Genomic DNA, 23,683 nt, shown 5'->3' on the forward strand with positions numbered 1-23,683 from the left:
TTCCTGAGGATTTGTCGGTTCACTGGCCTACCATGGAAAGTACGTTCCAATAAGGAGATTATGACCATCAACAACTCCCGTCCCGTGCATTCGACGGACAGTTCCACACCCGAACTGAGTCCTTCGGATATCCAAGGTGTCATCGACAGGATTCTCGCCAAGGACAGCGCGGTCGAAGCAAAGGCCCCCGGCGACAAGCAGCGGGGCCGTGCCCAGGCACTTTCTGACGGCGACAGCGAGCACTCCGTCCACGACGGCGAGCAGCAGGACCTGGAAGAACGCCGTGCACTGCGCCGCGTTGCCGGGCTCTCCACGGAACTCGAGGACGTCACCGAGGTCGAATACCGACAGCTGCGGCTGGAACGGGTCGTCCTTGCCGGGCTCTGGAGCGAGGGCACTGCCGCCGACGCCGAAAACTCGTTGAAGGAACTTGCGGCACTGGCTGAGACTGCGGGATCCGAAGTCCTGGACGGCATCATCCAGCGCCGGCTCAAGCCGGACCCCGGCACCTTCCTCGGTTCCGGCAAGGCCCAGGAACTCAAGGACATTGTGACGGCCACCGGTGCAGATACGGTCATCGTAGACAGTGAGCTGGCTCCGTCCCAGCGCCGCGGGCTGGAAGACATCGTCAAGGTCAAGGTCATCGACCGGACAGCGCTGATCCTGGACATCTTCGCCCAGCATGCAAAGTCCCGCGAGGGCAAGGCCCAGGTGGAACTGGCACAGCTGGAATACCTTCTGCCGCGCCTGCGTGGCTGGGGCGAATCGATGTCCCGGCAGGCAGGCGGCCAGGTCGGCAGCGCCAGCGCCGGCATGGGTTCGCGCGGCCCCGGTGAAACCAAGATCGAATTGGACCGCCGGAAGATCCGCACGCGGATGGCCAAGCTCCGCCGCGAAATCGCGGCTATGAAGCCGGCACGCGAAACCAAGCGGGCCAACCGCCACCGCAACTCGGTGCCCTCCGTCGCCATTGCCGGCTACACCAACGCAGGAAAGTCCTCGCTGCTGAACCGGCTCACCGATGCCGGGGTACTGGTGGAGAACGCACTGTTCGCTACCCTGGATCCCACTATCCGCAAGGCCCAAACCGAGGACGGAATCGGTTACACGCTCGCGGACACCGTAGGGTTTGTCCGATCGCTGCCCACCCAGCTGGTGGAAGCCTTCCGCTCCACCCTTGAGGAAGTAGCCGACGCAGACCTGATCCTGCACGTGGTTGACGCTTCGCACCCGGACCCGGAGGGCCAGATCGCGGCCGTCCGGACCGTCCTCACCGAAGTCGACGCCCGCAAGGTGCCCGAAATTATCGTGCTGAACAAGGCCGACGCAGCGGATCCGTTCGTGCTTGAGCGGCTGCGCCAGCGCGAGCCGCGGCACGTGGTCGTCTCGGCGCGTACGGGCGAGGGTATCCCCGAGCTGCTGCAGGCGATTTCCGAGGGCATTCCGCGCCCCGGCGTGGACCTGGAACTGCTGGTGCCCTACGAGCGCGGCGACGTCGTCTCCCGCCTGCACCAGGAGGACGCCGAGATCCTCTCCCTGGAACACGGCGAAGCCGGCACCCAGCTCCATGTGAAGGTTCGTGAAGGGCTGGCAGCAGAGCTGGAGCAGTTCGTGACCCATGGGTAGGAAAGCGCCGCAGGGACCGGACCAGGTCCTGGATCTGCTTGACACGGCGGTAGCGGCCATGGGCGGGCAGAACAGGCCCGGCCAGCACGAGATGGCACGGCAGGTGGCCGAGGCCATCGAGTCCGGCGACCACCTGCTGGTGCAGGCCGGAACGGGTACGGGCAAGTCGCTCGCCTACCTGATCCCGCTGATTGCACACGCCTTGGAGAGCAGCAAACCCGCGCTGGTTTCCACTGCCACGTTGGCCCTGCAGTCACAGATCGTCGGGCGTGACCTCCCGCGCCTGCTGAAGACCCTGGAACCGAAGCTTCCGCGGGAAGTCGACGTTGCCTTGCTCAAGGGCCGCAGCAACTACGTCTGTGTCCACAAGACCGGCGGCGGATTCCCCGAAGAAGACGAAGCCGGAACACTGTTCCTGCTTGGCGACGAGCAGGCTGTCTCCCATCCCGCTCCCGCCGGCGGGCCCACCTCGGCGCTGGGGCGCGACGTCGTGCGCCTGCAGGAATGGGCGCAGGAAACGGAAACCGGCGACCGGGACGAGTTGCTTCCCGGCGTCAGCGACCGTGCCTGGCGTCAGGTGTCCGTCACCTCGATGGAGTGCCTGGGGGCGCAGAAGTGCCCGGTGGCGGAGGCCTGTTTCAGCGAACAGGCACGGGCCAAGGCCGCCGTTGCCGATCTGGTGATCACCAACCACGCGATGCTGGCCATCAGCGCGTTCGAGGGACTGGCCGTCCTGCCGGACTATGACGTGGTGGTGATCGACGAGGCACACGAGCTGCAGGACCGCGTCACCGGAGCGGTCACCGGACAACTCTCCGGAACAGTGATTTCCGCGGCGGTCTCCGCAGCACGCAAGCACACGTCCGCCACCATGGAGCCGCTTGCCGCTGCCGGCCGGGCTTTCGACTCCGTGTTTGCCCCGGTGCCCTCCGGACTGCTGGCCGCCGGGCTGTCCGAAGACCAGGAACTGGTCCTGGGCGCAGTGCGGGAAGCCTGCCGCACCGCGCTGTCAGATTCCAAGCCCGAAGGCTCCGACGCCGTCGACGGCGGCCGCCAGATGGCACGTTCCCGCCTGATGGCCGTCCTGGAACTGTGTGAACGCATCCTTGACGCAGTGAATTCAGGGGAAGTGCTGTGGGCATCGCGTGCCAGCACCTTCTCACCGGGCACCGGCTACACCGCTCCGGAAGACGACGCACCGCCCACCATCAACGTTGCACCGCTGTCCGTGGCCGGACGGCTGCGCGAAGGCCTGTTCGACGGACACACCGTCGTGCTTACCTCGGCCACCCTCGCCATCGGGGCGGAGTTCGGTCCGGTCGCCGGAGCCCTGGGGCTGCTGGGTGCCGGTGCACCGAAATGGACGGGGACCGACGTCGGCAGCCCCTTCGACTACCCGCGGCAGGGAGTCCTGTACGTAGCCAAGGACCTGCCGAAACCGGGACGCGGCACCTCCCCGGAGCAGCTGGATGAGCTGGAGTCGCTGATCAAGGCCTCCGGCGGCGGTGCCCTGGGTTTGTTCTCTTCCCGCCGTGCCGCGGAGGAAGCTGCGGAAGCGCTGCGGAAGCGGGTCGACTTTCCGATCCTTTGCCAGGGCGAATCCACCATGTCCGCCCTGGTCCAGCAGTTTGCTGACGAGGACGAGACCTGCCTGTTCGGCACCATGTCCCTCTGGCAGGGCGTGGACGTCCCCGGAGCCTCCTGCCGGCTGGTCATCATTGACCGGATTCCGTTCCCGCGTCCCGACGATCCGTTGATGACCGCCCGCACCCGGGCGGTTGCCAAGGCCGGGGGCAACGGCTTCATGAGCGTCTCGGCGACCCACGCAGCCGTCCGGCTCGCCCAGGGCGCAGGACGGCTGATCCGCGCCTCCGGGGATAAGGGAGTGGTGGCCGTGCTTGACTCACGCCTGGCAACCGCGCGCTACGGCAGTTTCCTGCGGGCCGCCCTGCCGCCCTTCTGGTCCACCACCGACCGTTCCGTGGTGCTTCAGGCGCTGAAGCGGCTCGCGGCGGAACCCGCGGGCGCGAAGAAGTAAAACCGCCGGGGAAGGGGATCCCGGAAACAAAAAGCAGCGCCGCCGTGTACCGGCGGCGCTGCTTTTGCATGGTCCTTTTGACGTCTGACCAGGACGTTCTGCTTGTGCCTAGAGCGAGCGCATCACTGAAACGACTTTGCCCATAATGGTGGCTTCGTCACCGAGGATCGGCTCGTAGCGGGTGTTCTGAGGCAGCAGCCAGGTATGTCCGTTGCGCTGCCGGAAGGTCTTCACGGTTGCTTCGTCCTCGAGCAGGGCCGCGACAATGTCACCGTTTTCGGCGGTGGGCTGGCGGCGGACAACCACCCAGTCACCGTCGCAGATGGCAGCATCCACCATGGAGTCGCCCGCCACGCGAAGCATAAACAGGTCGCCGTGCCCTACGAGCTGGCGCGGAAGGGGAACCATCTCTTCAACCTGCTGGTCGGCGAGGATGGGTCCGCCTGCGGCGATCCGTCCGACCAGCGGAACCATCGCCGTGTCGATTGCTGTGGTGAGGTCGGAGACGCTGCCGGAACGTTGCGTGCGTGAGCTGCCGCCGCCGGATTCCGGGACGCCCTTTGCTGCACCTTCAGCAGCCTCCGCGGCGTTCCCGCCGTTCGCCGCCTTGCCGTTGCCTCGGCGCACAGGAGCATCGCGGAGCAGGAGCGGAACCAGTATCTCCATGGCACGCGGGCGCTTGGGGTCCCGGCGGATATAGCCCAGCTTCTCCAACTGGCTCAGCTGGTGCGTAACGCTGGAAAGGCTGGCCAGCCCCACAATGTCGCCGATCTCCCGCATGGAGGGCGGGTAGCCGTTCGCATTCACCGAACGCTGGATGGTCTCCAGGATCTTCGTCTGCCGGGCGGTAAGGCCCTTGGTGCGTCCTGCCGGCGCGGGCGCGGCAGGGGAGGGGGTGCTGCCATTGGTAACACGGGCCACGTCGGCTTCCCTTCACAGTCGGCCCGTGGATGCGGGCCGGATGGTTCTAGCGGTGTATCTGGTTTGTCCTGCGGTGATTCGATGCGGTGGTTCCCTGCGGTGGTCTATCCCGCCAAGCCGTTTTGTCAGTGCCGGATGGTTAGTTGGTTCCAGCCGCTTCCAACAGGTTCAACGCTAGGGGAGCGCAGGCATATTTTCAAACATATATTCGAGCGAGTCTCGACAATGTTCGTAGATAGGTGCTAGAAATGTTCGAGTACAGCTTCGAACATATGTTCGACCCTGAGTAGAAAAACGGTCCGCCGACACCTCGGCGGACCCACCAGATGTTCGAATGCAGTTTCGAGCCACACTGTTTTTCCCGGTGCTTTTACGGGAAGCGGGGGAATCGGCGGAGCTGCTCTTCGGACCGGAAAGGTATTGACATGTCAGTACACGTACTTCCCCTCACTGCACAGAGCTTCACCGCACAGAGCCTCACTGAATCTGCCCCCGACCGGGCCGCTGACCCCGCCCGCATAGCCAACACCGCGGACACCCAGGCGTCGGTCCCGCTGCGCCTGACCCGCCGCGGCCGGCTCGTCCTGGTCGGCGCCCCGCTGATGATCGTGGCCGCTGCACTGCTGGTCTTCATCGGATTCTTCACCGCACCGGCTATGGCCTCGGGGGGCTCCCCGGAGCAGACACACACCATCCAGGTGGGTGTATCCGCCGGGGATTCACTGTGGTCGCTCGCCACCGAGTTCGCCCCGGACCGGGATCCCCGCACCGTGGTCGCCGACATCGTGGAACTCAACAACCTGGCGGACGCCACCGTCCCCGCCGGCAGCCAGATTTACATCCCGGTCTCGCGCTGATCCACCGGCCAGCGCGCTCCGATGATCCTTACCTGCGTGCCCGTAACAGAGGCGTGCTGGAAGTCGCTCAAATACAACGTCACCGCAGAGCGTCCTAAGCTGTAGAAGTGAACGAACAGCTGGAAAACCTGAACAGACTTCCCCTGCGCGATGATCTGCGGGGCCTGACCCCGTACGGCGCCCCTCAGCTGGATGTGCCCATCCTGCTGAACGTCAACGAAAATACCCACGGACTTCCGGAGCATGTGCGCCGGGCCATTCTGGCCGAGATTGAATCAGTGGTCGCCGGCCTGAACCGATATCCCGACCGCGAATTCACCCTGCTGCGGGAAAACCTGGCCAAATACCTCGGCCACGGACTGGCTGCGGAGAATATCTGGGCCGGTAACGGTTCCAATGAGGTTCTCCAGCAGATCCTGCAGGCGTTCGGCGGACCAGGGCGGACGGCCATGAGTTTCCCTCCGACGTACTCCATGTACCCGCTGCTCGCCAGCGGCACCGGCACCGCGTACGTCACCGGCACGCGGGAGCGGGACTTCTCCCTGACCCCCGAATCGGCTGCGGAGCAGATCCGGGCGCAGGCACCCAGCATCGTGATCCTGTGCACCCCGAACAACCCCACGGGTACTGCCCTGGAACTGGACGTGATCGAAGCCGCCTATGAAGCGGGAGAAGCTTCGAACGCCATCGTCGTGGTCGATGAGGCGTATGCAGAGTTCTCCCACGCCGATACCCCCAGTGCACTGCAGCTGCTCCCTGGCCGGGAACGGTTGATTGTTTCCCGGACCATGTCGAAGGCCTTCGCACTCGCCGGGGCCCGGATCGGCTACCTTGCCGCAGCGCCGCAGATTGCTGACGCCCTGCGACTGGTCCGCCTGCCCTACCACCTCTCCGCCATCACGCAGGCGACTGCGAATGCTGCCCTCACGCACGCCGATGCGCTCCTCTCCAACGTGGAAGACATCAAGGGCCAGCGGGACCGCATAGTGGCGGAACTGCGTGCGCTCGGACTGGAACCGGCGCCGTCGGACGCCAATTTCGTGCTGTTCAGCGGTATGGAGAATCCGCGGGCGGTGTGGGAAGGCCTGCTCGAAGCCGGCGTACTCGTCCGCGACATCGGCATCGAGGGCCACCTGAGGGTCACAGCCGGCACCGAAGCCGAAACCACTGCGTTCCTGACCCGGCTGCGGGAACTGCTCGCTGCCTGAGCGGAAGCCGGGCGCCCAGGATGTCCCCGGTTTCAGTGAGTCGGGGCGTTCGGGACTAAACTGATGACCTGCCGGGGCTTTGCCTATTGCCCCGCTTCCAATCTTCGTGAAGGAACCCCATGACTGTGGAGACCGCCACCGGACGCACCGCCCGCCTTGAGCGGACCACCAGCGAATCGTCTGTCTTCGTCGAGCTGGACCTGGACGGCACCGGCCGCGCCGACATCAGCACCTCGGTGCCGTTCTATGACCACATGCTGACCGCGCTGGCCAAGCACTCGCTGATGGACCTCACCGTCCGGGCCACCGGCGACACCCACATCGACGTGCACCACACGGTCGAGGACATCGCGATCAGCATCGGCGAGGCGCTGAAGACCGCCTTGGGTACCAAGGCCGGCATCCGCCGCTTCGGGGAAGCCACGGTACCCCTGGACGAGGCGCTGGCAAACGCCGTCGTCGATATTTCCGGGCGTCCTTACCTGGTGCACTCCGGGGAACCCGCCGGCCAGGAATACCACCTGATCGGCGGACACTTCACCGGATCCCTGACCCGCCACGTGTTCGAAGCCATCACCCTGCACGCGCAGATCTGCCTTCACATGCGGGTCCTTGGCGGACGCGATCCGCACCACATCGTCGAGGCCCAGTTCAAGGCCTTTGCCCGCGCCCTGCGCGCAGCCGTCGAATCCGATCCGCGCGTCGAGGGCATCCCCTCCACGAAGGGAGCACTGTGACTTCCCGCAACGTCACTGTCCTGGATTACGGATCCGGCAACATCCGTTCGGCTGTCCGCGCCTTGGAGCACGCCGGCGCCAACGTCACGCTCAGCGCCAAGCCTGACGACGTGCTGAACGCCGACGGATTGGTGGTGCCCGGCGTCGGAGCATTCGCGGCGGTAATGCAGGGCCTCAAGGACGTGGATGCGATCCGCATGATCGGGCGCCGCGTAGCCGGGGGCCGGCCGGTCCTGGGTATCTGCGTAGGCCTGCAGGTCCTCTTTGACGAAGGCGTGGAACACGGTGTCCGGACCAAGGGGATGGGCGAATGGCCCGGCGTGGTCGAGCGCCTGGCCGCCGACGTCGTGCCCCACATGGGCTGGAACACCGTGACGCCGCCCGAAGGATCGGCCCTGTTTGAGGGCATCGAGAACGAGCGGTTCTATTTTGTGCACAGCTACGGCGTGCAGAAATGGGACTTCGACGTCACCCAGCCGGCAATGCGCCCGCCGCAGGTCACCTGGGCGGACCACGGCGGCCCGTTCATCGCCGCGGTGGAGAACGGCGCCCTGTCGGCCACCCAGTTCCATCCGGAAAAGTCCGGTGACGCCGGCGCGGCGCTGCTGAACAACTGGCTGAAGACCCTGGGCTAGGCGCCGATATGTGGAGCGTTATCCTCATGGGCCTGGCCGGACTGCTCATCGGCGGTGCGGTGTCTTTCCGCAGCCAGGGCATGTCCAAAATCATCGTTATCAGTTTCTGGGTCCTGGCCGGAATGGCCCTGCTGGGCGCGTACCTGCTGACCCTCGACCTTTCCTGACCCCACCACCGAAAGCATCCAAATGCCCTTCAGCGAAACCCCTGTCCTTGAACTGCTGCCCGCCGTAGACGTAGCGGACGGCCAAGCCGTGCGACTGGTGCAGGGCGAGGCAGGCAGCGAGACCAGCTACGGCGATCCGCTGGACGCAGCCCTGGCCTGGCAGAACGACGGCGCCGAATGGGTCCACCTCGTGGACCTCGACGCAGCGTTCGGGCGAGGTTCGAACCTTGACCTGCTCAGCCGCGTAGTGAAGTCCCTGGATATCAAGGTGGAACTGTCCGGCGGGATACGGGACGACGAGTCGCTCGAAAAGGCCCTGGAGCTCGGCGCTGCCCGCGTCAATCTGGGAACCGCGGCACTGGAGAACCCGGGGTGGACCGCCAGCGCCATTGCCCGCTACGGCCAGGCCATCGCCGTCGGCCTCGACGTACGCGGCACCACCCTCGCCGCACGCGGCTGGACCCAGGAAGGCGGGGACCTCTGGGAGGTCCTGGCCCGGCTGGAAGAGGCAGGCTGCGCCCGCTACGTGGTTACCGATGTGACGAAGGACGGCACGCTGCGCGGGCCCAACCTGGAACTGCTCCGCGAGGTACTGAAACGCACCGACCGTCCGGTGGTCGCCTCCGGCGGCATCTCCAGCCTCGATGACCTGGCCGCGCTCCGGGAACTGGTTCCATTGGGGCTCGAAGGCACCATTGTGGGCAAGGCACTCTACGCCGGCGCGTTCACGCTGCCCCAGGCCTTCGACGTCGCCGGCCACCCGGAACGCTAGGTATGGCAGCACGCGAACTACCCGGCCACATTGCGGCGGCCCTTGCCGGCGCCGGCGGCCCCACCGATTCCGCGGGCCGGCCGTGGTCCGGACGGGACCTGGCCGGTGAGGGAAACCCGCTGCACAACTTCGATTCAGACAGCGGACGGACCGACCCGGGATACGCGGCGGCCCTGGCGAAACTGATTGCCGGGAGCGGAAGCGAAGCGGAAGTCGTAGCCTCCCTGGCCACGGCCCGCGTCTTCGTGCCGATCATCGCCGTGCTGGGGGAGGAAGCCGAATCCGACCACGGGCTGACCGCGGACAAGCAGGCCGATATGGCGCTTGTGACGCTCAACGCCCCGGACGGCCGCAAGGCGCTGCCGGTATTCACCTCCGTGGACGCTTTGGAACACTGGCATCCCGAAGCCCGGCCGGTTGCGGTCTACGCCAACCGCGCCGCACTCTCCGCCGTCGCCGAAGACGCCCAGCTGCTGGTTATCGACCCGGGAGCCGAGTTCACCTTCGTGGTGCGGCGCCCGGCCATGTGGGCCCTGGCCCAGCAGCAGGAGTGGGTGCCCTCGTACGCCGACGCCGGCCTCGTCGCGGCGGCCGAAACCGCCGCCGGGCCGGACCCCCGGATCCTGGCCGTCACCCTCCAACAGGGGCCGGGGACCGCGTCCAGGACTGCCGCCGGTGCTCCGGTGGGCGGGGGAGGGACCGGCCCTGAGCTTAGAATGGTGCTTCAGCTAGCGCCCGGACTTGATCCGCAGGACGTTTCTGCCCTGGCGGCCGGACTGCAGCAGCGCCTGACTGCCAACCCCGAGTTTGTTGAGCGCGTGGATTCACTTGACCTGAAAATCACGCGCTGACCCGTCCGGCGTAGCCGCCAGAAGAGAACTGCCGTGAATTTTGGCCTGTACCGCGAGATGCTGCGGATAGCTCCTATCCGCCGTGTGCTGCTCATCGGGATGATCGCCCGTTTCCCGCATTCCGCCGCCGGAGTGCTGCTGACCCTGCACGTGGTCAACACCATGGACAAGGGCTACGCGGCCGCCGGCGCGGTAGCCGCCGTCGTCACCATCGGCATAGCAGTGGGTGCCCCCTGGCGAGGCCGCCGCGTGGACACCGTGGGCCTGCGGCGGGCCCTGATTCCCTCCGTTATTGCCGAAGCTGTCATCTGGAGCCTTGCTCCGCACGCCAGCTTCGAATGGCTGCTGGTCCTGGCGCTGATCGGCGGCGTGTTCACCCTTCCGGTCTTCAGCGTCGTGCGGCAGTCGCTGGGCGTCCTGGCCACCGGCGAACAGCGGCGCACCGCCTTTGCGCTGGATTCCATCGCCACCGAGCTTATTTTCATGATGGGTCCCGCCCTGGGCGCAGTTATAGCAACGCGCTCGTCCGTCGTCGGACTGACCGCCGTCGGGGTGTCCGCCGCAGTAGCGGGACTGCTGCTGATCTGGTTCAACCCGCCGACCCGGTCCGTGGAACCCCGGAACGCCGTGACCGCCGCAGACGAGCAGGATGCCGCTGCGGCCGCCGCGGTGGCCGTGGCCCCGGCCAACGTGCAGGAAGCACCGATGGAACTCACCGGGGCGGGACTGCCGGACGGGCCGCAGAATCTGTTCGGCAGGCTGCGAAACGGCGTCGCGGGGAACTTCGGCTGGTTCACCCCGAGCGTGGCCGTGGTCTTTGCCGTCGCCGTCGGCGCCGGCCTGCTGCTGTCCAGCACCGATGTCGGCATGGTGGCGCTGGTGGAAGCAGGCGGAAACCCGTCAGAGGTCGGCATCGTGTTCGTCGCGTGGTGCGCAGCCTCCGCTGTCGGCGGGATTCTCTACGGTGCCATGAACCGGCGGATCTCGCCGATGCTGCTGCTCCTGACGATGGCCGTCCTGACCATGCCGATGGCTTTCGCCACCAGCACCCTCAGCCTGGCGCTGCTTTCCATCCCCGCAGGCCTGCTCTGCGCGCCGGTGCTGTCTTCGGCATCCGAGCGGGTTGCCGACCTCGTGTCGGAGGAACGGCGGGGTGAAGCGATGGGCTGGTACGGCTCGTCAATGACCGCCGGCACCGCGCTGGGCGCGCCGGTGGCAGGCCTGGCTATCGACGTCATTGGCCCCTGGTCCGGCTTCCTGATGGCCGGCGGCGCCGCATCGGTGCTGGTGCTGGTGACGCTCACGGTCCGACAGTTCGCCCGGCGCTCGGCTCCGGTCAGCTAGCTTCCGGGCACGAAAAAGCCCGAAGGGCCTGCCGCGGATTCCGCGGTGCCGGCAGCTGCCGGCGTCAGGACCTTCGGGCGTTCAATGGTGTGGGGGAGGAGGCTAGTCCTAGCTGACGGGACCGGTGAACTTTTCGCCCGGACCCTTGCCCGGGGCATCCTGGATAACGGAAGCTTCGCGGAAGGCCAGCTGCAGGGAACGCAGTCCATCGCGCAACGGACCGGCATGCTGGCTGCCGATCTCCGGAGCGGCGGCGGTGACGAAACCGGCAAGGGCGGTAATCAGCTTGCGGGCCTCGTCCAGGTCCTTGAGCTCGTCGGCGTCATCGCCTTCGGCCAGGCCGCACTTCACGGCTGCTGCGCTCATCAGGTGCACGGCCGCCGTCGTAATGACCTCGATGGCCGGCACCTCGGCAATGTCGCGCATCTGCTCGACGACTTCCTGCTGTGCTGCTGCCGCAGATTCGGACTCTGCTGGTGTTCCCGGGAAGGAGTGGCGGGTTGCCTCGCCTGCCGGATTGCTCTGTGGGGTACTCATACTGGTAAGCTTGTCACAGACCGACTGGTTGTCGTTACTTTCAATGCCCATCACGGGCGGGATGAAAATCACACTTTCCTCCTGGAAGCCTACGGCGCCGGTATGCAAGCGGAGACCCCTCCCACCCGCGTCAGCCTGACCGCCCTCGTTGGCGCCAGAGTTGCCGGGTTCAGGTCGGCCCCGGACGGGCTGCAGTGTTACTGCGGTTTATTCCGGGAGCTAACTGCCTTCGAACTGGTTTCGAAGCAGTTGCTGCCGACCCCCAAAGGGCCTTCGATTGCGCTTGCAATTGGAGGCCTTCTTCATTTGCAGGCGGTAGCCGTTTTGAAGAGCACAGGAGCTGCAACATTAGCGAGCCAAGAATCAATGATCGGATCCGCGTCCCCGAGGTGCGGCTGGTAGGTCCGGCAGGTGAGCAGGTCGGAGTGGTCCGGATTGAGGACGCGCTTCGCCTGGCTGCCGAGTCTGACCTGGATCTTGTTGAGGTAGCACCGCAGGCCAAGCCTCCGGTGTGCAAACTAATGGACTTCGGCAAGTACAAGTACGAAGCCGCCGTCAAGGCACGCGAAGCCCGGAAGAACCAGACGAACACCGTTCTGAAGGAAATCCGCTTCCGCCTGAAGATCGACACCCACGACTACGAAACCAAGCGCGGACACGCCATGCGCTTCCTGGCCGCCGGTGACAAGGTCAAGGCCATGATCCAGTTCCGTGGACGTGAACAGCAGCGCCCGGAAATGGGTATGAAGCTGCTGAACAAGTTCGCTGAGGATGTTGCCGAGGTGGGTGTGGTTGAGTCCACCCCGCGTATCGACGGCCGCAACATGGTCATGGTCATTGGCCCGGTGAAGAACAAGGCCGAGGCCAAGGCAGAAGCGCGCCGGGCAACACAGCGTGCCGATGCCAAGGCAGCGAACGAGGCAGTTCGGAACGGGGAGGCACCCGAACGGGTGAACACCTCCGAGAAGGCTGCTCCCATGACGCAGAGCCTCGCGGACCTGCTTCCGGACGGACTGCGTTTGGGTTCCTCCGCTGAAGCTGCCGACAAGGCCCGCGCCGAGCAGGAGCAGGCTGAAAAGGAACAGGCCGCAAAGCGGGCCAGGGCTGCAGCTGCCGAAAAGGCTGCAACCGAGGCACGCCGTGTGGCTGCAGCCAGCAAGCCGGCCGCAGCGCCTGCCGCTGAAGCTGTCGCTCCCGCCGCTCCGGCCGAGCCCGCGAAGCCGGCAGAAGCAGCGAAGCCTGCCGCAGCGCCTAAGCCTGCAGCGGTTCCGAAGCCGACGGCGGCAAAGCCTGCGCCCAAGCCTGCAGCCCGGCCCAAGCCTGCCGCAGCACCGAAGCCTGCCGGCAAGCCGTCCTCCTCGCGGGGGACCACCGGCCAGAACAAGCCCGGAACTGCAGAGTAGTTTCACTGCACTGCGCCTCGTTCCGGCGTCCAGTAATAAGCCCTGGCACCCGCAAGGTGTCCGAAGCCCCGCGGGCCTGCCCGCGGAAACCTAAAGGAGATCGGTAGACATGCCGAAGATGAAGACCCACAGTGGCGCCAAGAAGCGCTTCAAGCTGACCGGTACCGGCAAGCTCAAGCGCCAGCAGGCTAACCGCCGCCACTACCTGGAGCACAAGCCCTCCACGCTGACCCGCCGCCTCGCCAACGACAAGCTCGTGGCACCGGCGGACGCCAAGGTCATCAAGAAGATGCTCGGCATCTAGCCAGTCCCCGATAGCCGACCCGTCCGGGCCGGCATCACCCATCAAGCTTTCCCCGCCTGGGATCAACAGGTGCAGAGACTTTTTTGAAGTCGGGGAGATTTACCAAAAGGAGTACGCACGTGGCACGTGTGAAGCGGGCGCTTAACGCCCACAAGAAGCGTCGGGTTATTCTCGAGCGCGCCAAGGGTTACCGCGGACAGCGTTCGCGCCTGGTCCGTAAGGCCAAAGAGCAGCTGCTGCACTCGTTTGTGTACAGCTACGGCGACCGCCGCAAGCGTAAGGGCGACTTCCGCCGCCTGTGGATCCAGCGCATCAACGCTGCTTCGCGCGCCAACGGCCTGACCTACAACCGCCTGATCCAGGGCCTGAAGCTGGCCGAGATCCAGGTTGACCGCCGCATGCTGGCTGAACTGGCCGTCAATGACGCTGCTGCCTTCGCCGCACTGGTCCAGATTGCCAAGGACGCACTGCCGTCCGACACCTCCGCTCCGGCCGTCGCGGCCGCTCCGGTTGCCAAGGCTGCAGCTCCCGCCGCCAAAAAGCCGGCTGCTGCCGTTGCCACCGCTCAGGGCGGATTCAAGGCTTCCGAGGGCGACGCCCCGGAGGGCTTCGTTATCAAGGGCAACCTGGGTTCGGGCAAGTACCACGTCCCGGGTTCCACCTGGTACGAGCAGACCGTTGCCGAGTACTGGTTCAACTCCGTTGAAGCAGCCAAGGCTGCAGGCCTGGAGCCGGCTGGCGGAGAATCCCGCCAGAAGTTCCAGGGCTAAGTCGGTTCCTAAAAGCCGATGAACCTTGAAGGGCGCCCGCAGGCACCGCTTATGTCCAATCCCCGAGCCGATCGGGTCCGTGATGTAGCGAAGCTTGCCGGGCGCTCTTCGCGCTTAAAATCCGGCAGTTTCCTGGCCGAAGGGCCGCAGGCCGTACGGGAGGCGCTTTCCGCGCACCGTGCGGCCGCGGTCGACGGCGGCCCCGCCGTCGTCCACGAGGTCTATGCCACCGAGGCCTGCCTGGATCGTCTGCCCGAGCTGGCGGATCTGGCCTCTGGCGTGACGCTCCGCCTGGCCACGGACGAAGTCCTGGCCGCCATGGCCGACACCGTTTCCCCGCAGGGCATCGTGGCGGTCTGCCACACCTCCACCACCACGCTCGAGGAAGTCCTCGCCTCAGGTGCGAAGCTCGTTGCCGTGTTGTGCGAGGTGCGGGACCCCGGCAATGCGGGCACCGTGCTGCGGGCAGCGGATTCCGCCGGTGCCGACGCCGTAGTGCTTACGGCGTCCAGCGTGGACATCTACAACCCCAAAGCGGTGCGTTCCACCGCGGGGTCACTCTTTCACCTGCCGGTGGTGACCGGCGCCGACTTCGGCGACGTCGTCCACGCCCTGCATACCGCAGGCGTCACGGTGCTGGCAGCCGACGGCTACGGCAACGTCAATCTTGACCGGCTCCAGGACCTCAGTGCGGTGCGCCGCTTCGGCGGCGCCGCGGAGACCGGCAGTTCCGGCCCCGACGGGGCGGACGGAGCCGCGGAGGCCGCCCTTCCACAGCTCGAGCAGCCCACAGCCTGGCTGTTCGGTAACGAAGCCCAGGGCCTGTCCGATGCAGAACTGGCCGCAGCCGACCACCGCGTGGCCGTCCCGCTCTACGGCCGGGCAGAAAGCCTGAACGTCGGGACCGCGGCAACCGTCTGCCTCTACGCCTCGGCCCGCGCGCAGAACAGGTAAGCAGAACAGGTAAACCCGGCGGCTAACCGGCAGCGGTTGTGCACCGGCGCATGGCTGTCCCTTCTCCCATGTAGCGTATTGGTAACAGTTGTTTCCAGACAGCTGAACCAGCCAATCCACGTACAAAGCGAAACGGGTCTTATATGTCTGCCAGCGGCGGTAATAAGGCGATTATCGCGGCACTGAGCGCCAACTTGGCCATTGCGGTCATGAAGTTCATTGCCTTCGCCTTAACGCGTTCATCCTCCATGCTCGCGGAGGCTATCCACTCGGTTGCCGACTCCGGCAACCAGGCCCTGCTGCTCGTGGGCGGCAAACGCGCACGGCGCCAGGCCAGCCCCGAGCACCCCTTCGGCTACGGCCGTGAACGCTACGTTTACGCGTTCATCGTCTCCATCGTCCTCTTCAGCGTCGGCGGCCTCTTCGCCCTCTACGAGGCGTACCACAAGTGGCAGGATCCGCACCCGATCGAAGGCCGCTGGTGGTGGGTACCGCTGGCAGTGCTCGTCGGTGCGATCATTGCCGAAGCGTTCTCCTTCCGCACGGCCATCAGGGAATCGAACCATACGCGCGGCAAGCAGAGCTGGAAGCAGTTCGTGCGTACGGCCAAGGCACCGGAACTGCCGGTTGTCCTGCTCGAAGACCTGGGCGCCCTCCTCGGCCTGATCTTCGCCCTGTTCGGTGTGACCATGACCCTGGTGACCCACAACGGCATGTGGGATGCGCTGGGCACGGCCATGATCGGCGTGCTGCTGGTGGTTATTGCCGTAATCCTGGGCATGGAGACGAAGTCCCTGCTGCTCGGTGAGTCTGCAACGCAGGACGACGTCCGCAGGATCGAAGCGGCCCTCCAGGAAGATCCCGATACGCGGATCATCCACCTCAAGACCCTGCATCTGGGTCCGGAGGAACTTCTCGTGGCCGCGAAGATCACCATGGCCAAGAGCGACACCGGCCAGGAAATTGCCGACGGCATCAACGCCGCCGAAGCACGGATCCGTGCCGCGGTACCGATCGCTACCGCTATTTACCTGGAACCTGATGTATTCGCTTCGAAGAACGCGCAGGACGCCGGTCAAGTGACCCGCTGATCAGCGCAATAGCCAAACCAAGCAGGGCGAGTACCGCTCCCACCACAGCGGGGGAGCGGTACCCCCAGCCCCAGGCGATCACGACGCCGCCCAGCAGGGCACCCAGCGCATTGGCCAGGTTCAGGGCCGCATGGTTCAGTGACGATGCAAGCGACTCGGCGCCCGGCGAAACATCCAGCAGCCTCGTCTGCAGGGGCGGCGTCAGCATTGACCCGATCAGCCCCACCAGGAAGACCAGCACCATCGCAGTCACCGCGTACTGCACTGCCCACGCGTAGGCCAGCAGGATTACCACCGTGCCGCCCAGGATCGCGTAGATGCTGCCCATGACGTTGATGTCGGCCAGCCGTCCGCCGGCCACGTTGCCGATCACCTGGCCCACACCATAGAGCCCGACGACGACGGGCAGCACATTCTCGGAGATGCCTGCCACTTCAGTCATGGTCGGCGCGATGTACGAATACACCGCGAAGAATCCGCCGAACCCGACGGTGCCCACCAAGAGGGCCAGCCAGACCTGGGCGCGCCCGAGGGCACTGAGCTCACTCTTGATGCTCGCCCCGGCAAGGGTCGGCTGATACGGGACGAAACGGGCGACCATGGCGACCGTCAGGAGCCCGATGGCCGCGACCAGGACGAACATCCACCGCCACCCGGCCTGCTGGCCCAGCCAGGTAGCAAACGGCACACCCACCACGTTGGCGATGCTCAGGCCCAGCATGACCATTGAGATGGCCCAGGCCCGCCGCGTCGGAGCGACCAGCGAAGCAGCAATGACCGCTGCCACGCCGAAGAATGCGCCGTGGGGCAGGCCGGACAGGAACCGGGTAAAAAGCAGCCAGGAATAATCTGCGGCAAAGAACGAAGACAAGTTGCTCAGGGCGAAGAAGAGCATCAGGCCCAGCACCAGCATTTTCCGCGGCACACGTGCGCCGAGAGCCGCAAGCACGGGGGCGCCGACCACCACGCCGAGGGCATAGGCCGAAATGACGTGGCCGCCCGCGGGAACGGAAATGTCGAGGTCTTCGACCATCTCCTGCAGCAGGCCCATGATGCTGAATTCGGTGGTGCCGATGGCAAATCCTCCCACGGCCAGGGCAACTATGGCCTTGGCGGCAGAAGTGCGGCGGTGTGAGCCCTGGCTGGACATGGAAATGGGCGCGGTACTGCTCCGGGACATGCTTCGCTTTCACAAGGTGGGGGATGCGGCTGGGCCGCTGCGGACGGCGCTCACGGTCAATGAGCAGGAAAAATGCTCCTGCCGGACGCCGGGACGGCTTCGTCTCCTCCAGCCTAGTGCAGGGGCACCCCCGGTGTAGACCTGTGCGGACGGATCATCCCGGCTGAGCAGGCACAGGCGGCCTGACCGTACCGAGCGTCCGCATAGACTTCTTTCGTGGCCATTGAATCAACGCAAATCACTAAACAGGTTGTGGGCGGTGCGCTGGTGGACAGCCTCCGGCAGCCTTCCCGGATATTGGCGGCCCGCCGGAGCGCCCCGGAAACGCTTGCCGGGTTGTGGGAGTTCCCGGGCGGAAAAGTGGAACCCGGGGAAAGCTGCACGGAGGCCCTGCACCGAGAACTCGCCGAAGAGCTGGGCATCCGGGTGCAGTTGGGTGCTGAAATCACCGGGCCGCTGGACGAAGGGTGGAGGCTGAACGACGTCGCTGCCATGCGGGTCTGGTTCGCCGAGATCACCGAAGGAACAGCCGAGCCCCTCGAAGACCACAGCGAGCTCCGCTGGGTTGACCTCAACGCAGAGGCACTGATGGGCCTCGCCTGGATACCGGCGGACCTGCCGATTGTCACCGCGCTGCTGGAGGCTGTTACTGCGGCTTAGCCGCGGTGGCGCGCCAGGGCTGTCCGGGAACGTGCTAGAACAGGGCGTCCTGGGCCGGGGCCGCGGTGGCGGTTTCCTTCCCGGTCACGGCGCGGGTGGCCTGGGTGCCGGCGGGCCGCAGGAACCGTGCCCCGCCGGTGAAACCGTACTTGGCCTTGAAGAACCGGATCCGCCCGGCCAGCCAGTCCCGGTATTCCTTCGACGCATACGTTCCCTTGCCGTACAGGTCAGCGTATTTGCCGGAGAGCTGCGGGTAGTGCCGGGCAATGAACTCGAGGTACCACTCGCGGGCACCGGGCCGCAGATGCAGCGCACCCGCCGTGACCCCCGTGGCGCCGGCCGATGAGAGCGCGGAGAACAGGGCATCGAGGGATTCGTCGCCGTCGGTCAGCCAGGGCAGGATCGGCATGGCCATGACCGAACAGGGGAGTCCGGCATCCCGCAGCCGGCTGATCAGCTCCAGCCGCGCACGGGGTGTGGGCGTTCCCGGTTCCGCCCGCTTAGCCAGTTCGGGGTCCACCAGTGCCAGCGAAATACCCATGCCGATTTCGGTCTGCCCGGAGGCCTCCTTCAGGAGCGGGATATCGCGGGCCAGCAGGGTGCCCTTCGTCAGGATGGAGAAAGGCGTGCCGCTGTCCGCCAGGGCGCGGATGATGCCGGGCATGAGCTGGTAGCGGCCCTCGGCCCGCTGGTACGGGTCCGTATTGGTGCCCATGGCCACATGGTGGTGCTGCCAGGAGGGCCGTGCGAGTTCCCGCTGCAGGACTTCGGCAGCATTGACCTTGACCACCAGCTGGCTGTCGAAATCGGCGCCGCTGTCCATATCCAGGTAGGTGTGGGTCTTGCGGGCGAAGCAGTAAACACAGGCATGGCTGCAGCCGCGGTACGGATTGACGGTCCATTCGAAGGGCATATTAGAGCCGCCGCCCACCTTGTTGAGCACCGACTTGGCCACGACCTCGTGGAAGGTCACGCCCGCAAAGTCCGGCGTACGCACGGAGCGGACCAGGCCCTGCAGCGGGATGAGCGGATCCGTGGTGCCCGAAACTGCGGTAAGCGGCAGCGCTGTAAGCGGCAGCGCTGCAAGGGGTGGTCCTGCAGGGGACGTTGCTGCACCGGGAGTTTCTGCAGTCCCTCCCGCAGGGGGCACTGCCGAAGCGGCCTGGAGCGAACCGGATGCCGTAGCCGGCCCGGGCTCCCCTTGGGCGGTTCCGGGTTCGTTGCCCTTCGCGGGTGATGCCTTCAGTTCCTGACCTTGCCACCTCATCCCATTATTAGAACATATGTTCGAATCAGGGGGTAGTGCCGCTGGGCGGGCGGCGATGTCGGACTGCCGGGGAAACGCGGGTCCGGGGGCGCCGCCGCGGCCTTCCGGGGTTCGGCCGGTACCCGCCGTCGCGCAGTCCGGCCAGCCGTTCAAACGGATTCGCCGACGCCGGATCCCCGGCAATCATGCGCGAGAGGGCCGCAGCCGCAGAGTACGCGGGCAGGAAGAACGGACCCAGGAGGGCATACTGCGTGCTGTGGCGCGTCTCGTGGCGCAGCAGCGGACTGTCCGGCGCGTGGATGCGGCGGGCCGAGGAGGAACGGTAGAGGACCACGTTGCCGACGGTGAACGCGGCCGCACGGGGGAGTGGCAGCGGATAGCCCTCGGCGAGGGTGATCTTCTGCGGCCCCGGGGTGATGCTGCACCCGGTGGCACGCGCCAGCAGCACACCCGCAGGGGTGGAGAGATTCAGCAGATTGATCCAGCGGCGGATAGAGACTGCGCGCGGTCGGAGAACGATCGGTACGGACGGCATGGAACCTCCCAGCGGCAGTATGACGGCCCGGTCGGGGGCGTCTACTAGACTTGCAATGATAAGCCAGAACCCAACTAGGGCCGGAAACAGGTAAGAACAGTACATGTCTAACTCCACACCGGGGACCGGTTCCCCAGATACTTCCCCTGAGGGCACCCAGCCCGAGCCGCCGAATCCGCTGGATGAAGCCGCCATAGCCGCCGCCGTCGAGCAGGCGCTCGCCGCCATTGCCGCGGCCGCGGACCTGAGTGAGCTCAAGGAAGTCCGGATTGCCGTCACCGGCGAGAAGTCGCCGCTGAGCGGAGCGAACCGGACCATCGGCAAGCTCCCCAAGGACCAGAAGGCCGCCGCCGGCAAACTCGTGGGCCCCGCCCGCGGCCGGATCAACTCCGCGCTCGCCGCCCGCACCGTTGAGCTCGAAGCGGAGCGCGACGCCCGGATCCTCGTCGAAGAGGCCGTGGACGTCACCGCAGCTCCCCGCCGCCGGCACATCGGCGGCCGGCATCCCATCTCCACCCTGCAGGACCGGGTGGCGGATGTGTTCGTCGGCATGGGCTGGGAAATCGCGGAAGGCCCCGAAGTGGAATCCGAGTGGTTCAACTTCGACGCGCTGAACTTCAAGCCGGACCACCCGGCCCGCGAAATGCAGGACACCTTCTTCGTGGAACCGCCCGAGGCGCACCTGGTTATGCGTACGCACACCTCCCCGGTACAGGTCCGCTCCATGCTTGAGCGCGACCTGCCGATCTACGTGCTCTGCCCCGGCAAGGTGTTCCGCACCGACGAGCTGGACGCCACGCACACCCCGGTCTTCCACCAGTTCGAAGGCCTGGCCATCGACAAGGGCCTGACCATGGCTGACCTGGTCGGCACCCTGGAGCACTTCACGCGTGTTCTTTTCGGCGATGAAGCGAAGGTCCGGCTGCGGCCGAACTACTTCCCCTTCACCGAACCCAGCGCCGAGCTGGACATCTGGCACCCGGGCGCCAAGGGCGGCCCGCGCTGGATCGAATGGGGCGGCTGCGGAATGGTCAACCCCAACGTGCTCCGCGCCGCCGGGATCGACCCCGAGGTCTATTCAGGTTTTGCCTTCGGCATGGGCATTGACCGTGCCCTCATGTTCCGCAACGAGGTTTCGGACATGCACGAAATGATTGAAGGCGACGTACGTTTCAGCGAACACTTCGGGATGGAGATCTAAGTGAGAATCCCACTTTCCTGGCTGCGCGAGTATGCCCAGGTGCCGGCGGACGCAACCGCCGAAGACGTGATGGAAGACCTCGTGCGCGTTGGTCTGGAAGAAGAAGACGTCCACCGTCCCACCGATGACCTGCAGGGTCCGATCGTGGTGGGCCAGGTGCTCAGCATGGAGCCGGAGCCACAGAGCAACGGCAAGACCATCAACTGGTGCACGGTCCGTGTGGTGCCGGAAGGTGCCGAGCAGCCCCTGACCGGCAAGGGCATCGAGCCCTCCGGCGTGCAGGGCATTGTCTGCGGCGCGCACAACTTCAAGGTAGGGGACAAGGTTGTTGTCACCCTGCCCGGTGCCGTGCTGCCCGGAGACTTCCGCATCAGCCCGCGCAAGACCTACGGCCACGTCTCGGCCGGCATGATTGCCTCCGTGCGTGAACTCGGCATCGGCGAGGACCATGACGGCATCCTGGTGCTCTCCACCCTGGGGCTGGACCCCGAGGTGGGCACGGACGCGATGGAACTGCTCGGCCTGTACGACCAGGCGGCGGAAATCAACGTCACTCCGGACCGCGGCTACGTTTTCTCCATCCGCGGCGCCGCGCGTGAATACGCCCACGCCACGGGCACCAAGTTCACCGACCCGGCTGCCGCCGTCGTTGTTCCGCAGGCAGACGGCAACGGCTACCCGGTGCGGCTCGACGACGCCGCGCCCATTTACGGCAAGCCCGGCTGCGACCGGTTCGTGGCCCGGACCGTCCGCGGCGTCGATACCTCCCGGCCCACCCCGCCGTGGATGTCCTCGCGCCTGCGCCTGGCGGGCATGCGGTCGATCTCGCTGGTAGTCGACATTTCCAACTACGTGATGCTCGAACTCGGCCAGCCGCTGCACTTCTACGACCTGGATAAGCTCACCGGCGAGATCGTGGTCCGCCGCGCCGCCGAGGGCGAAACCCTGAAGACCTTGGACGAGAAGGAACGCCGGCTTTCCCCGGAGGACCTGCTGATCACTGACGGAACCGGTGCCATCGGCATCGCCGGCGTGATGGGCGGAGCTGCCACCGAGGTTGCCGACGGAACGCAGAATGTCCTGATCGAAGCCGCCCACTTCGAGGAAGTCAGCATTGCCCGCTCCCGCCGCCGGCACCGGCTGCCCTCCGAAGCGTCCAAGCGCTTCGAACGCGGCGTGGACTGGAACGTTGCCGACGTCGCCGCGCAGCGTGCGGTGGACCTGCTGGTGGAACTCGCCGGCGGCACGGCCGATGAGTCCATTACCGACGTCGGCTCGGCCCCCGCGCCGCGGCGTATCGAACTGCCCGCACAGTTCCCGGCCCAGCTGATCGGCCTGGACTTCACCGAGTCCCAGATCACCGGGACGCTGGAGGACCTGGGCGCTACGGTCGAGAAGACCGACGACGGCTACCTGGTGACGCCGCCGAGCTGGCGCCCGGACCTGGAGACGCGCGAGGACCTCACTGAGGAAATCATCCGACTGGTGGGCTATGACAAGATTCCGTCCACCCTGCCGGTCGCCCCTCCCGGGCGCGGCCTGACCCGCCTGCAGCAGCAGCGCCGCCGGCTCATGCAGTCACTTGCAGCAGCCGGCCTTACGGAGGTATTGGCCTACCCGTTCGTGACCGAGGTGGACAACAACACCTTCGGTGCTCCGGAACCGGGCACCCGCCCGGCCCTGAAGCTGGCCAATCCGCTCAGCGCCGAGTACGGCTACCTGCGCACCTCGGTGCTGCCCGGCCTGTTCGAGGTTGCCAAGCGCAACATGTCCCGCGGCTTCCGGGATCTGGCACTGTTCGAATCGGGCACGGTCTTCCTGCCCGGCGAGCACCTGGGCACGGAGAGCATCCCGCCGCTGGGTGCCAAGCCGTCCGAGGAAGTCCTGGACGAGCTCTACGCCGGAATTCCCGACCAGCCGCTGCATGTGGGCGTCCTGCTGGCCGGCCATGAGTCCGCTCCCGGTGCCGGCAACACGCCCCGCGCCTGGGACTGGGCCGACGCCGTCGATTACGCCCGGTTGATGGGCGACGTCCTCGGCGTGGAACTCGTGGTGGAACAGGGCACCCACCAGGCGTTCCACCCCGGCCGCACCGCACGCATCGCACTGCGCAGCGGCGAGACCGTGGGCTACGCCGGCGAACTGCACCCCAAGCTCCTGGCCGCACGGGACATGCCTGCCCGCACGGTGGCTGCGGAACTGAACGTGGATGCGATTTTCGACGCCGCCCCCGACGTCATCGTTGCCCGTCCGATTTCCAGCTTCCCCATTTCCACGCAGGACGTGGCGCTGGTGGTGGCAGAGGACGTTCCCGCCGAGCAGGTCCGCGAGGCACTGCGCGAAGGAGCCGGGGAACTGCTCGAAGATGTGTCCCTGTTCGACGTCTACGCAGGGCAGGGCATTGAGCCCGGGCACAAGTCGCTCGCGTTCGCGCTGCGCTTCCGCGCGCCGGACCGTACCCTGACCGCGGACGAAGCCTCCGAGGCCCGTGCCGCAGCCGTCTCGCTGGCCGCCGAACGGTTCGGTGCCGTTCAGCGCTAGGGTTATCCAACCAACCAGCAGGCTCCGCCGGATGTCGTTATCCGGCGGGGCCTGCTGCGTTTAAGCCCTGCCGTTTGGGTAAGC

The 23,683-nt window shown here is 66.2% G+C and carries 23 protein-coding genes; 18 read left to right on the plus strand and 5 right to left on the minus strand.

Annotated features, from left to right (window positions below; translation table 11 throughout):
- Positions 1-60 precede the first annotated feature (60 nt).
- Together hflX and N2K99_RS05810 are read left to right on the plus strand one after the other, a co-directional pair.
- On the plus strand, positions 61-1,626 hold the full coding sequence (gene hflX, locus N2K99_RS05805) for a GTPase HflX (protein ID WP_227924514.1): 1,566 nt from the start codon (positions 61-63) through the stop codon (positions 1,624-1,626).
- Positions 1,619-3,664: an ATP-dependent DNA helicase gene (locus tag N2K99_RS05810; RefSeq protein ID WP_227924515.1), complete on the plus strand. Its 2,046-nt coding sequence runs from the start codon at positions 1,619-1,621 to the stop codon at positions 3,662-3,664. Before hflX ends, N2K99_RS05810 begins: the two co-directional genes overlap by 8 nt.
- Positions 3,665-3,772: 108 nt before the next feature.
- Here N2K99_RS05810 and lexA read toward each other — a convergent pair whose 3' ends face one another.
- Positions 3,773-4,585, minus strand: coding sequence for a transcriptional repressor LexA (gene lexA / locus N2K99_RS05815; RefSeq protein WP_227934584.1), 813 nt, complete (start codon positions 4,583-4,585; stop codon positions 3,773-3,775).
- A 425-nt stretch (positions 4,586-5,010) separates the two neighbouring features.
- Between lexA and N2K99_RS05820 the strand changes: the two genes are divergently transcribed.
- The 8 genes from N2K99_RS05820 to N2K99_RS05855 all read left to right on the plus strand — a co-directional run bounded on the left by N2K99_RS05820 (position 5,011) and on the right by N2K99_RS05855 (position 11,156).
- Positions 5,011-5,442, plus strand: coding sequence for a LysM peptidoglycan-binding domain-containing protein (locus N2K99_RS05820; protein ID WP_227934585.1), 432 nt, complete (start codon positions 5,011-5,013; stop codon positions 5,440-5,442).
- 107 nt (positions 5,443-5,549) lie between these two features.
- Positions 5,550-6,650, plus strand: coding sequence for a histidinol-phosphate transaminase (locus N2K99_RS05825; RefSeq protein ID WP_227934586.1), 1,101 nt, complete (start codon positions 5,550-5,552; stop codon positions 6,648-6,650).
- Positions 6,651-6,769: 119 nt separating this feature from the next.
- On the plus strand, positions 6,770-7,387 hold the full coding sequence (hisB, locus tag N2K99_RS05830; protein ID WP_227924520.1) for an imidazoleglycerol-phosphate dehydratase HisB: 618 nt from the start codon (positions 6,770-6,772) through the stop codon (positions 7,385-7,387).
- Entirely contained in the window at positions 7,384-8,022 is a 639-nt protein-coding gene (hisH, locus tag N2K99_RS05835; protein WP_227924522.1) for an imidazole glycerol phosphate synthase subunit HisH, read from the plus strand. The genes hisB and hisH overlap by 4 nt, the downstream gene beginning before the upstream one ends.
- 8 nt (positions 8,023-8,030) lie before the next feature.
- On the plus strand, positions 8,031-8,189 hold the full coding sequence (locus tag N2K99_RS05840) for a hypothetical protein (RefSeq protein ID WP_227924525.1): 159 nt from the start codon (positions 8,031-8,033) through the stop codon (positions 8,187-8,189).
- Positions 8,190-8,211: 22 nt separating this feature from the next.
- Entirely contained in the window at positions 8,212-8,961 is a 750-nt protein-coding gene (priA, locus tag N2K99_RS05845; RefSeq protein ID WP_227924528.1) for a bifunctional 1-(5-phosphoribosyl)-5-((5-phosphoribosylamino)methylideneamino)imidazole-4-carboxamide isomerase/phosphoribosylanthranilate isomerase PriA, read from the plus strand.
- A gap of 2 nt (positions 8,962-8,963) precedes the next feature.
- Positions 8,964-9,812 (plus strand): SseB family protein, encoded by an 849-nt coding sequence (locus tag N2K99_RS05850; RefSeq protein ID WP_227924530.1) that lies wholly within the window; start codon positions 8,964-8,966, stop codon positions 9,810-9,812.
- Between the two features lie 33 nt (positions 9,813-9,845).
- Entirely contained in the window at positions 9,846-11,156 is a 1,311-nt protein-coding gene (locus tag N2K99_RS05855) for an MFS transporter (RefSeq protein ID WP_227924532.1), read from the plus strand.
- Positions 11,157-11,264: 108 nt separating this feature from the next.
- Here N2K99_RS05855 and N2K99_RS05860 read toward each other — a convergent pair whose 3' ends face one another.
- Entirely contained in the window at positions 11,265-11,693 is a 429-nt protein-coding gene (locus N2K99_RS05860; RefSeq protein ID WP_227924534.1) for a DUF1844 domain-containing protein, read from the minus strand.
- A gap of 389 nt (positions 11,694-12,082) precedes the next feature.
- On the opposite strand from N2K99_RS05860, the gene infC reads away from it, so the two are divergent.
- The 5 genes from infC to N2K99_RS05885 all read left to right on the plus strand — a co-directional run bounded on the left by infC (position 12,083) and on the right by N2K99_RS05885 (position 16,215).
- Positions 12,083-13,096, plus strand: coding sequence for a translation initiation factor IF-3 (infC, locus tag N2K99_RS05865; protein ID WP_260554879.1), 1,014 nt, complete (start codon positions 12,083-12,085; stop codon positions 13,094-13,096).
- A 109-nt stretch (positions 13,097-13,205) separates the two neighbouring features.
- Positions 13,206-13,400 (plus strand): 50S ribosomal protein L35, encoded by a 195-nt coding sequence (gene rpmI / locus N2K99_RS05870; RefSeq protein ID WP_146363238.1) that lies wholly within the window; start codon positions 13,206-13,208, stop codon positions 13,398-13,400.
- A 119-nt stretch (positions 13,401-13,519) separates the two neighbouring features.
- A complete protein-coding gene (gene rplT, locus N2K99_RS05875; protein WP_227924535.1) occupies positions 13,520-14,170 on the plus strand; it encodes a 50S ribosomal protein L20 in 651 nt (216 codons plus the stop codon).
- 18 nt (positions 14,171-14,188) lie between these two features.
- Positions 14,189-15,124: an RNA methyltransferase gene (locus N2K99_RS05880; RefSeq protein ID WP_227934587.1), complete on the plus strand. Its 936-nt coding sequence runs from the start codon at positions 14,189-14,191 to the stop codon at positions 15,122-15,124.
- 143 nt (positions 15,125-15,267) lie between these two features.
- Positions 15,268-16,215, plus strand: a complete 948-nt coding sequence (locus N2K99_RS05885; RefSeq protein WP_227924537.1) for a cation diffusion facilitator family transporter — start codon at positions 15,268-15,270, stop codon at positions 16,213-16,215.
- On the opposite strand, the gene N2K99_RS05890 is transcribed toward N2K99_RS05885, so the two are convergent.
- Positions 16,148-17,365, minus strand: a complete 1,218-nt coding sequence (locus tag N2K99_RS05890) for an MFS transporter (protein WP_227934606.1) — start codon at positions 17,363-17,365, stop codon at positions 16,148-16,150. The genes N2K99_RS05885 and N2K99_RS05890 overlap by 68 nt on opposite strands.
- A gap of 246 nt (positions 17,366-17,611) precedes the next feature.
- Between N2K99_RS05890 and N2K99_RS05895 the strand changes: the two genes are divergently transcribed.
- Positions 17,612-18,055, plus strand: coding sequence for a (deoxy)nucleoside triphosphate pyrophosphohydrolase (locus tag N2K99_RS05895; protein WP_308036470.1), 444 nt, complete (start codon positions 17,612-17,614; stop codon positions 18,053-18,055).
- Positions 18,056-18,089: 34 nt separating this feature from the next.
- On the opposite strand, the gene N2K99_RS05900 is transcribed toward N2K99_RS05895, so the two are convergent.
- Entirely contained in the window at positions 18,090-19,322 is a 1,233-nt protein-coding gene (locus tag N2K99_RS05900; RefSeq protein WP_227934588.1) for an Rv2578c family radical SAM protein, read from the minus strand.
- A gap of 25 nt (positions 19,323-19,347) precedes the next feature.
- Positions 19,348-19,857 carry a hypothetical protein gene (locus N2K99_RS05905; RefSeq protein ID WP_227934589.1) on the minus strand — a complete coding sequence of 170 codons (510 nt, stop codon included), beginning with the start codon at positions 19,855-19,857 and terminating at the stop codon, positions 19,348-19,350.
- Positions 19,858-19,960: 103 nt separating this feature from the next.
- On the opposite strand from N2K99_RS05905, the gene pheS reads away from it, so the two are divergent.
- The gene (gene pheS, locus N2K99_RS05910) at positions 19,961-21,058 is read left to right on the plus strand and encodes a phenylalanine--tRNA ligase subunit alpha (protein WP_227924542.1); all 1,098 of its coding nucleotides are present in this window, start codon (positions 19,961-19,963) and stop codon (positions 21,056-21,058) included.
- A complete protein-coding gene (pheT, locus tag N2K99_RS05915) occupies positions 21,059-23,599 on the plus strand; it encodes a phenylalanine--tRNA ligase subunit beta (RefSeq protein WP_227934590.1) in 2,541 nt (846 codons plus the stop codon). It begins immediately after the preceding gene.
- Positions 23,600-23,683 lie beyond the last annotated feature (84 nt).

The sequence above is a fragment of the Arthrobacter sp. zg-Y1110 genome (assembly GCF_025244865.1).
Classification (GTDB): Bacteria; Actinomycetota; Actinomycetes; order Actinomycetales; family Micrococcaceae; genus Arthrobacter_B.

What these genes read in the sequence shown, in the direction of transcription:
- N2K99_RS05810 (WP_227924515.1), top strand. Translation starts at nt 1,619, where the DNA reads ATGGGTAGGAAAGCGCCGCAGGGACCGGACCAGGTCCTGGATCTGCTT.
- N2K99_RS05890 (WP_227934606.1), bottom strand. Translation starts at nt 17,365, where the DNA reads ATGTCCAGCCAGGGCTCACACCGCCGCACTTCTGCCGCCAAGGCCATA.
- N2K99_RS05850 (WP_227924530.1), top strand. Translation starts at nt 8,964, where the DNA reads ATGGCAGCACGCGAACTACCCGGCCACATTGCGGCGGCCCTTGCCGGC.
- N2K99_RS05840 (WP_227924525.1), top strand. Translation starts at nt 8,031, where the DNA reads ATGTGGAGCGTTATCCTCATGGGCCTGGCCGGACTGCTCATCGGCGGT.
- N2K99_RS05860 (WP_227924534.1), bottom strand. Translation starts at nt 11,693, where the DNA reads ATGAGTACCCCACAGAGCAATCCGGCAGGCGAGGCAACCCGCCACTCC.
- hflX (WP_227924514.1), top strand. Translation starts at nt 61, where the DNA reads ATGACCATCAACAACTCCCGTCCCGTGCATTCGACGGACAGTTCCACA.
- pheS (WP_227924542.1), top strand. Translation starts at nt 19,961, where the DNA reads ATGTCTAACTCCACACCGGGGACCGGTTCCCCAGATACTTCCCCTGAG.
- N2K99_RS05885 (WP_227924537.1), top strand. Translation starts at nt 15,268, where the DNA reads ATGTCTGCCAGCGGCGGTAATAAGGCGATTATCGCGGCACTGAGCGCC.
- N2K99_RS05880 (WP_227934587.1), top strand. Translation starts at nt 14,189, where the DNA reads ATGAACCTTGAAGGGCGCCCGCAGGCACCGCTTATGTCCAATCCCCGA.
- N2K99_RS05905 (WP_227934589.1), bottom strand. Translation starts at nt 19,857, where the DNA reads ATGCCGTCCGTACCGATCGTTCTCCGACCGCGCGCAGTCTCTATCCGC.
- priA (WP_227924528.1), top strand. Translation starts at nt 8,212, where the DNA reads ATGCCCTTCAGCGAAACCCCTGTCCTTGAACTGCTGCCCGCCGTAGAC.
- N2K99_RS05900 (WP_227934588.1), bottom strand. Translation starts at nt 19,322, where the DNA reads ATGAGGTGGCAAGGTCAGGAACTGAAGGCATCACCCGCGAAGGGCAAC.
- rpmI (WP_146363238.1), top strand. Translation starts at nt 13,206, where the DNA reads ATGCCGAAGATGAAGACCCACAGTGGCGCCAAGAAGCGCTTCAAGCTG.
- N2K99_RS05820 (WP_227934585.1), top strand. Translation starts at nt 5,011, where the DNA reads ATGTCAGTACACGTACTTCCCCTCACTGCACAGAGCTTCACCGCACAG.
- hisB (WP_227924520.1), top strand. Translation starts at nt 6,770, where the DNA reads ATGACTGTGGAGACCGCCACCGGACGCACCGCCCGCCTTGAGCGGACC.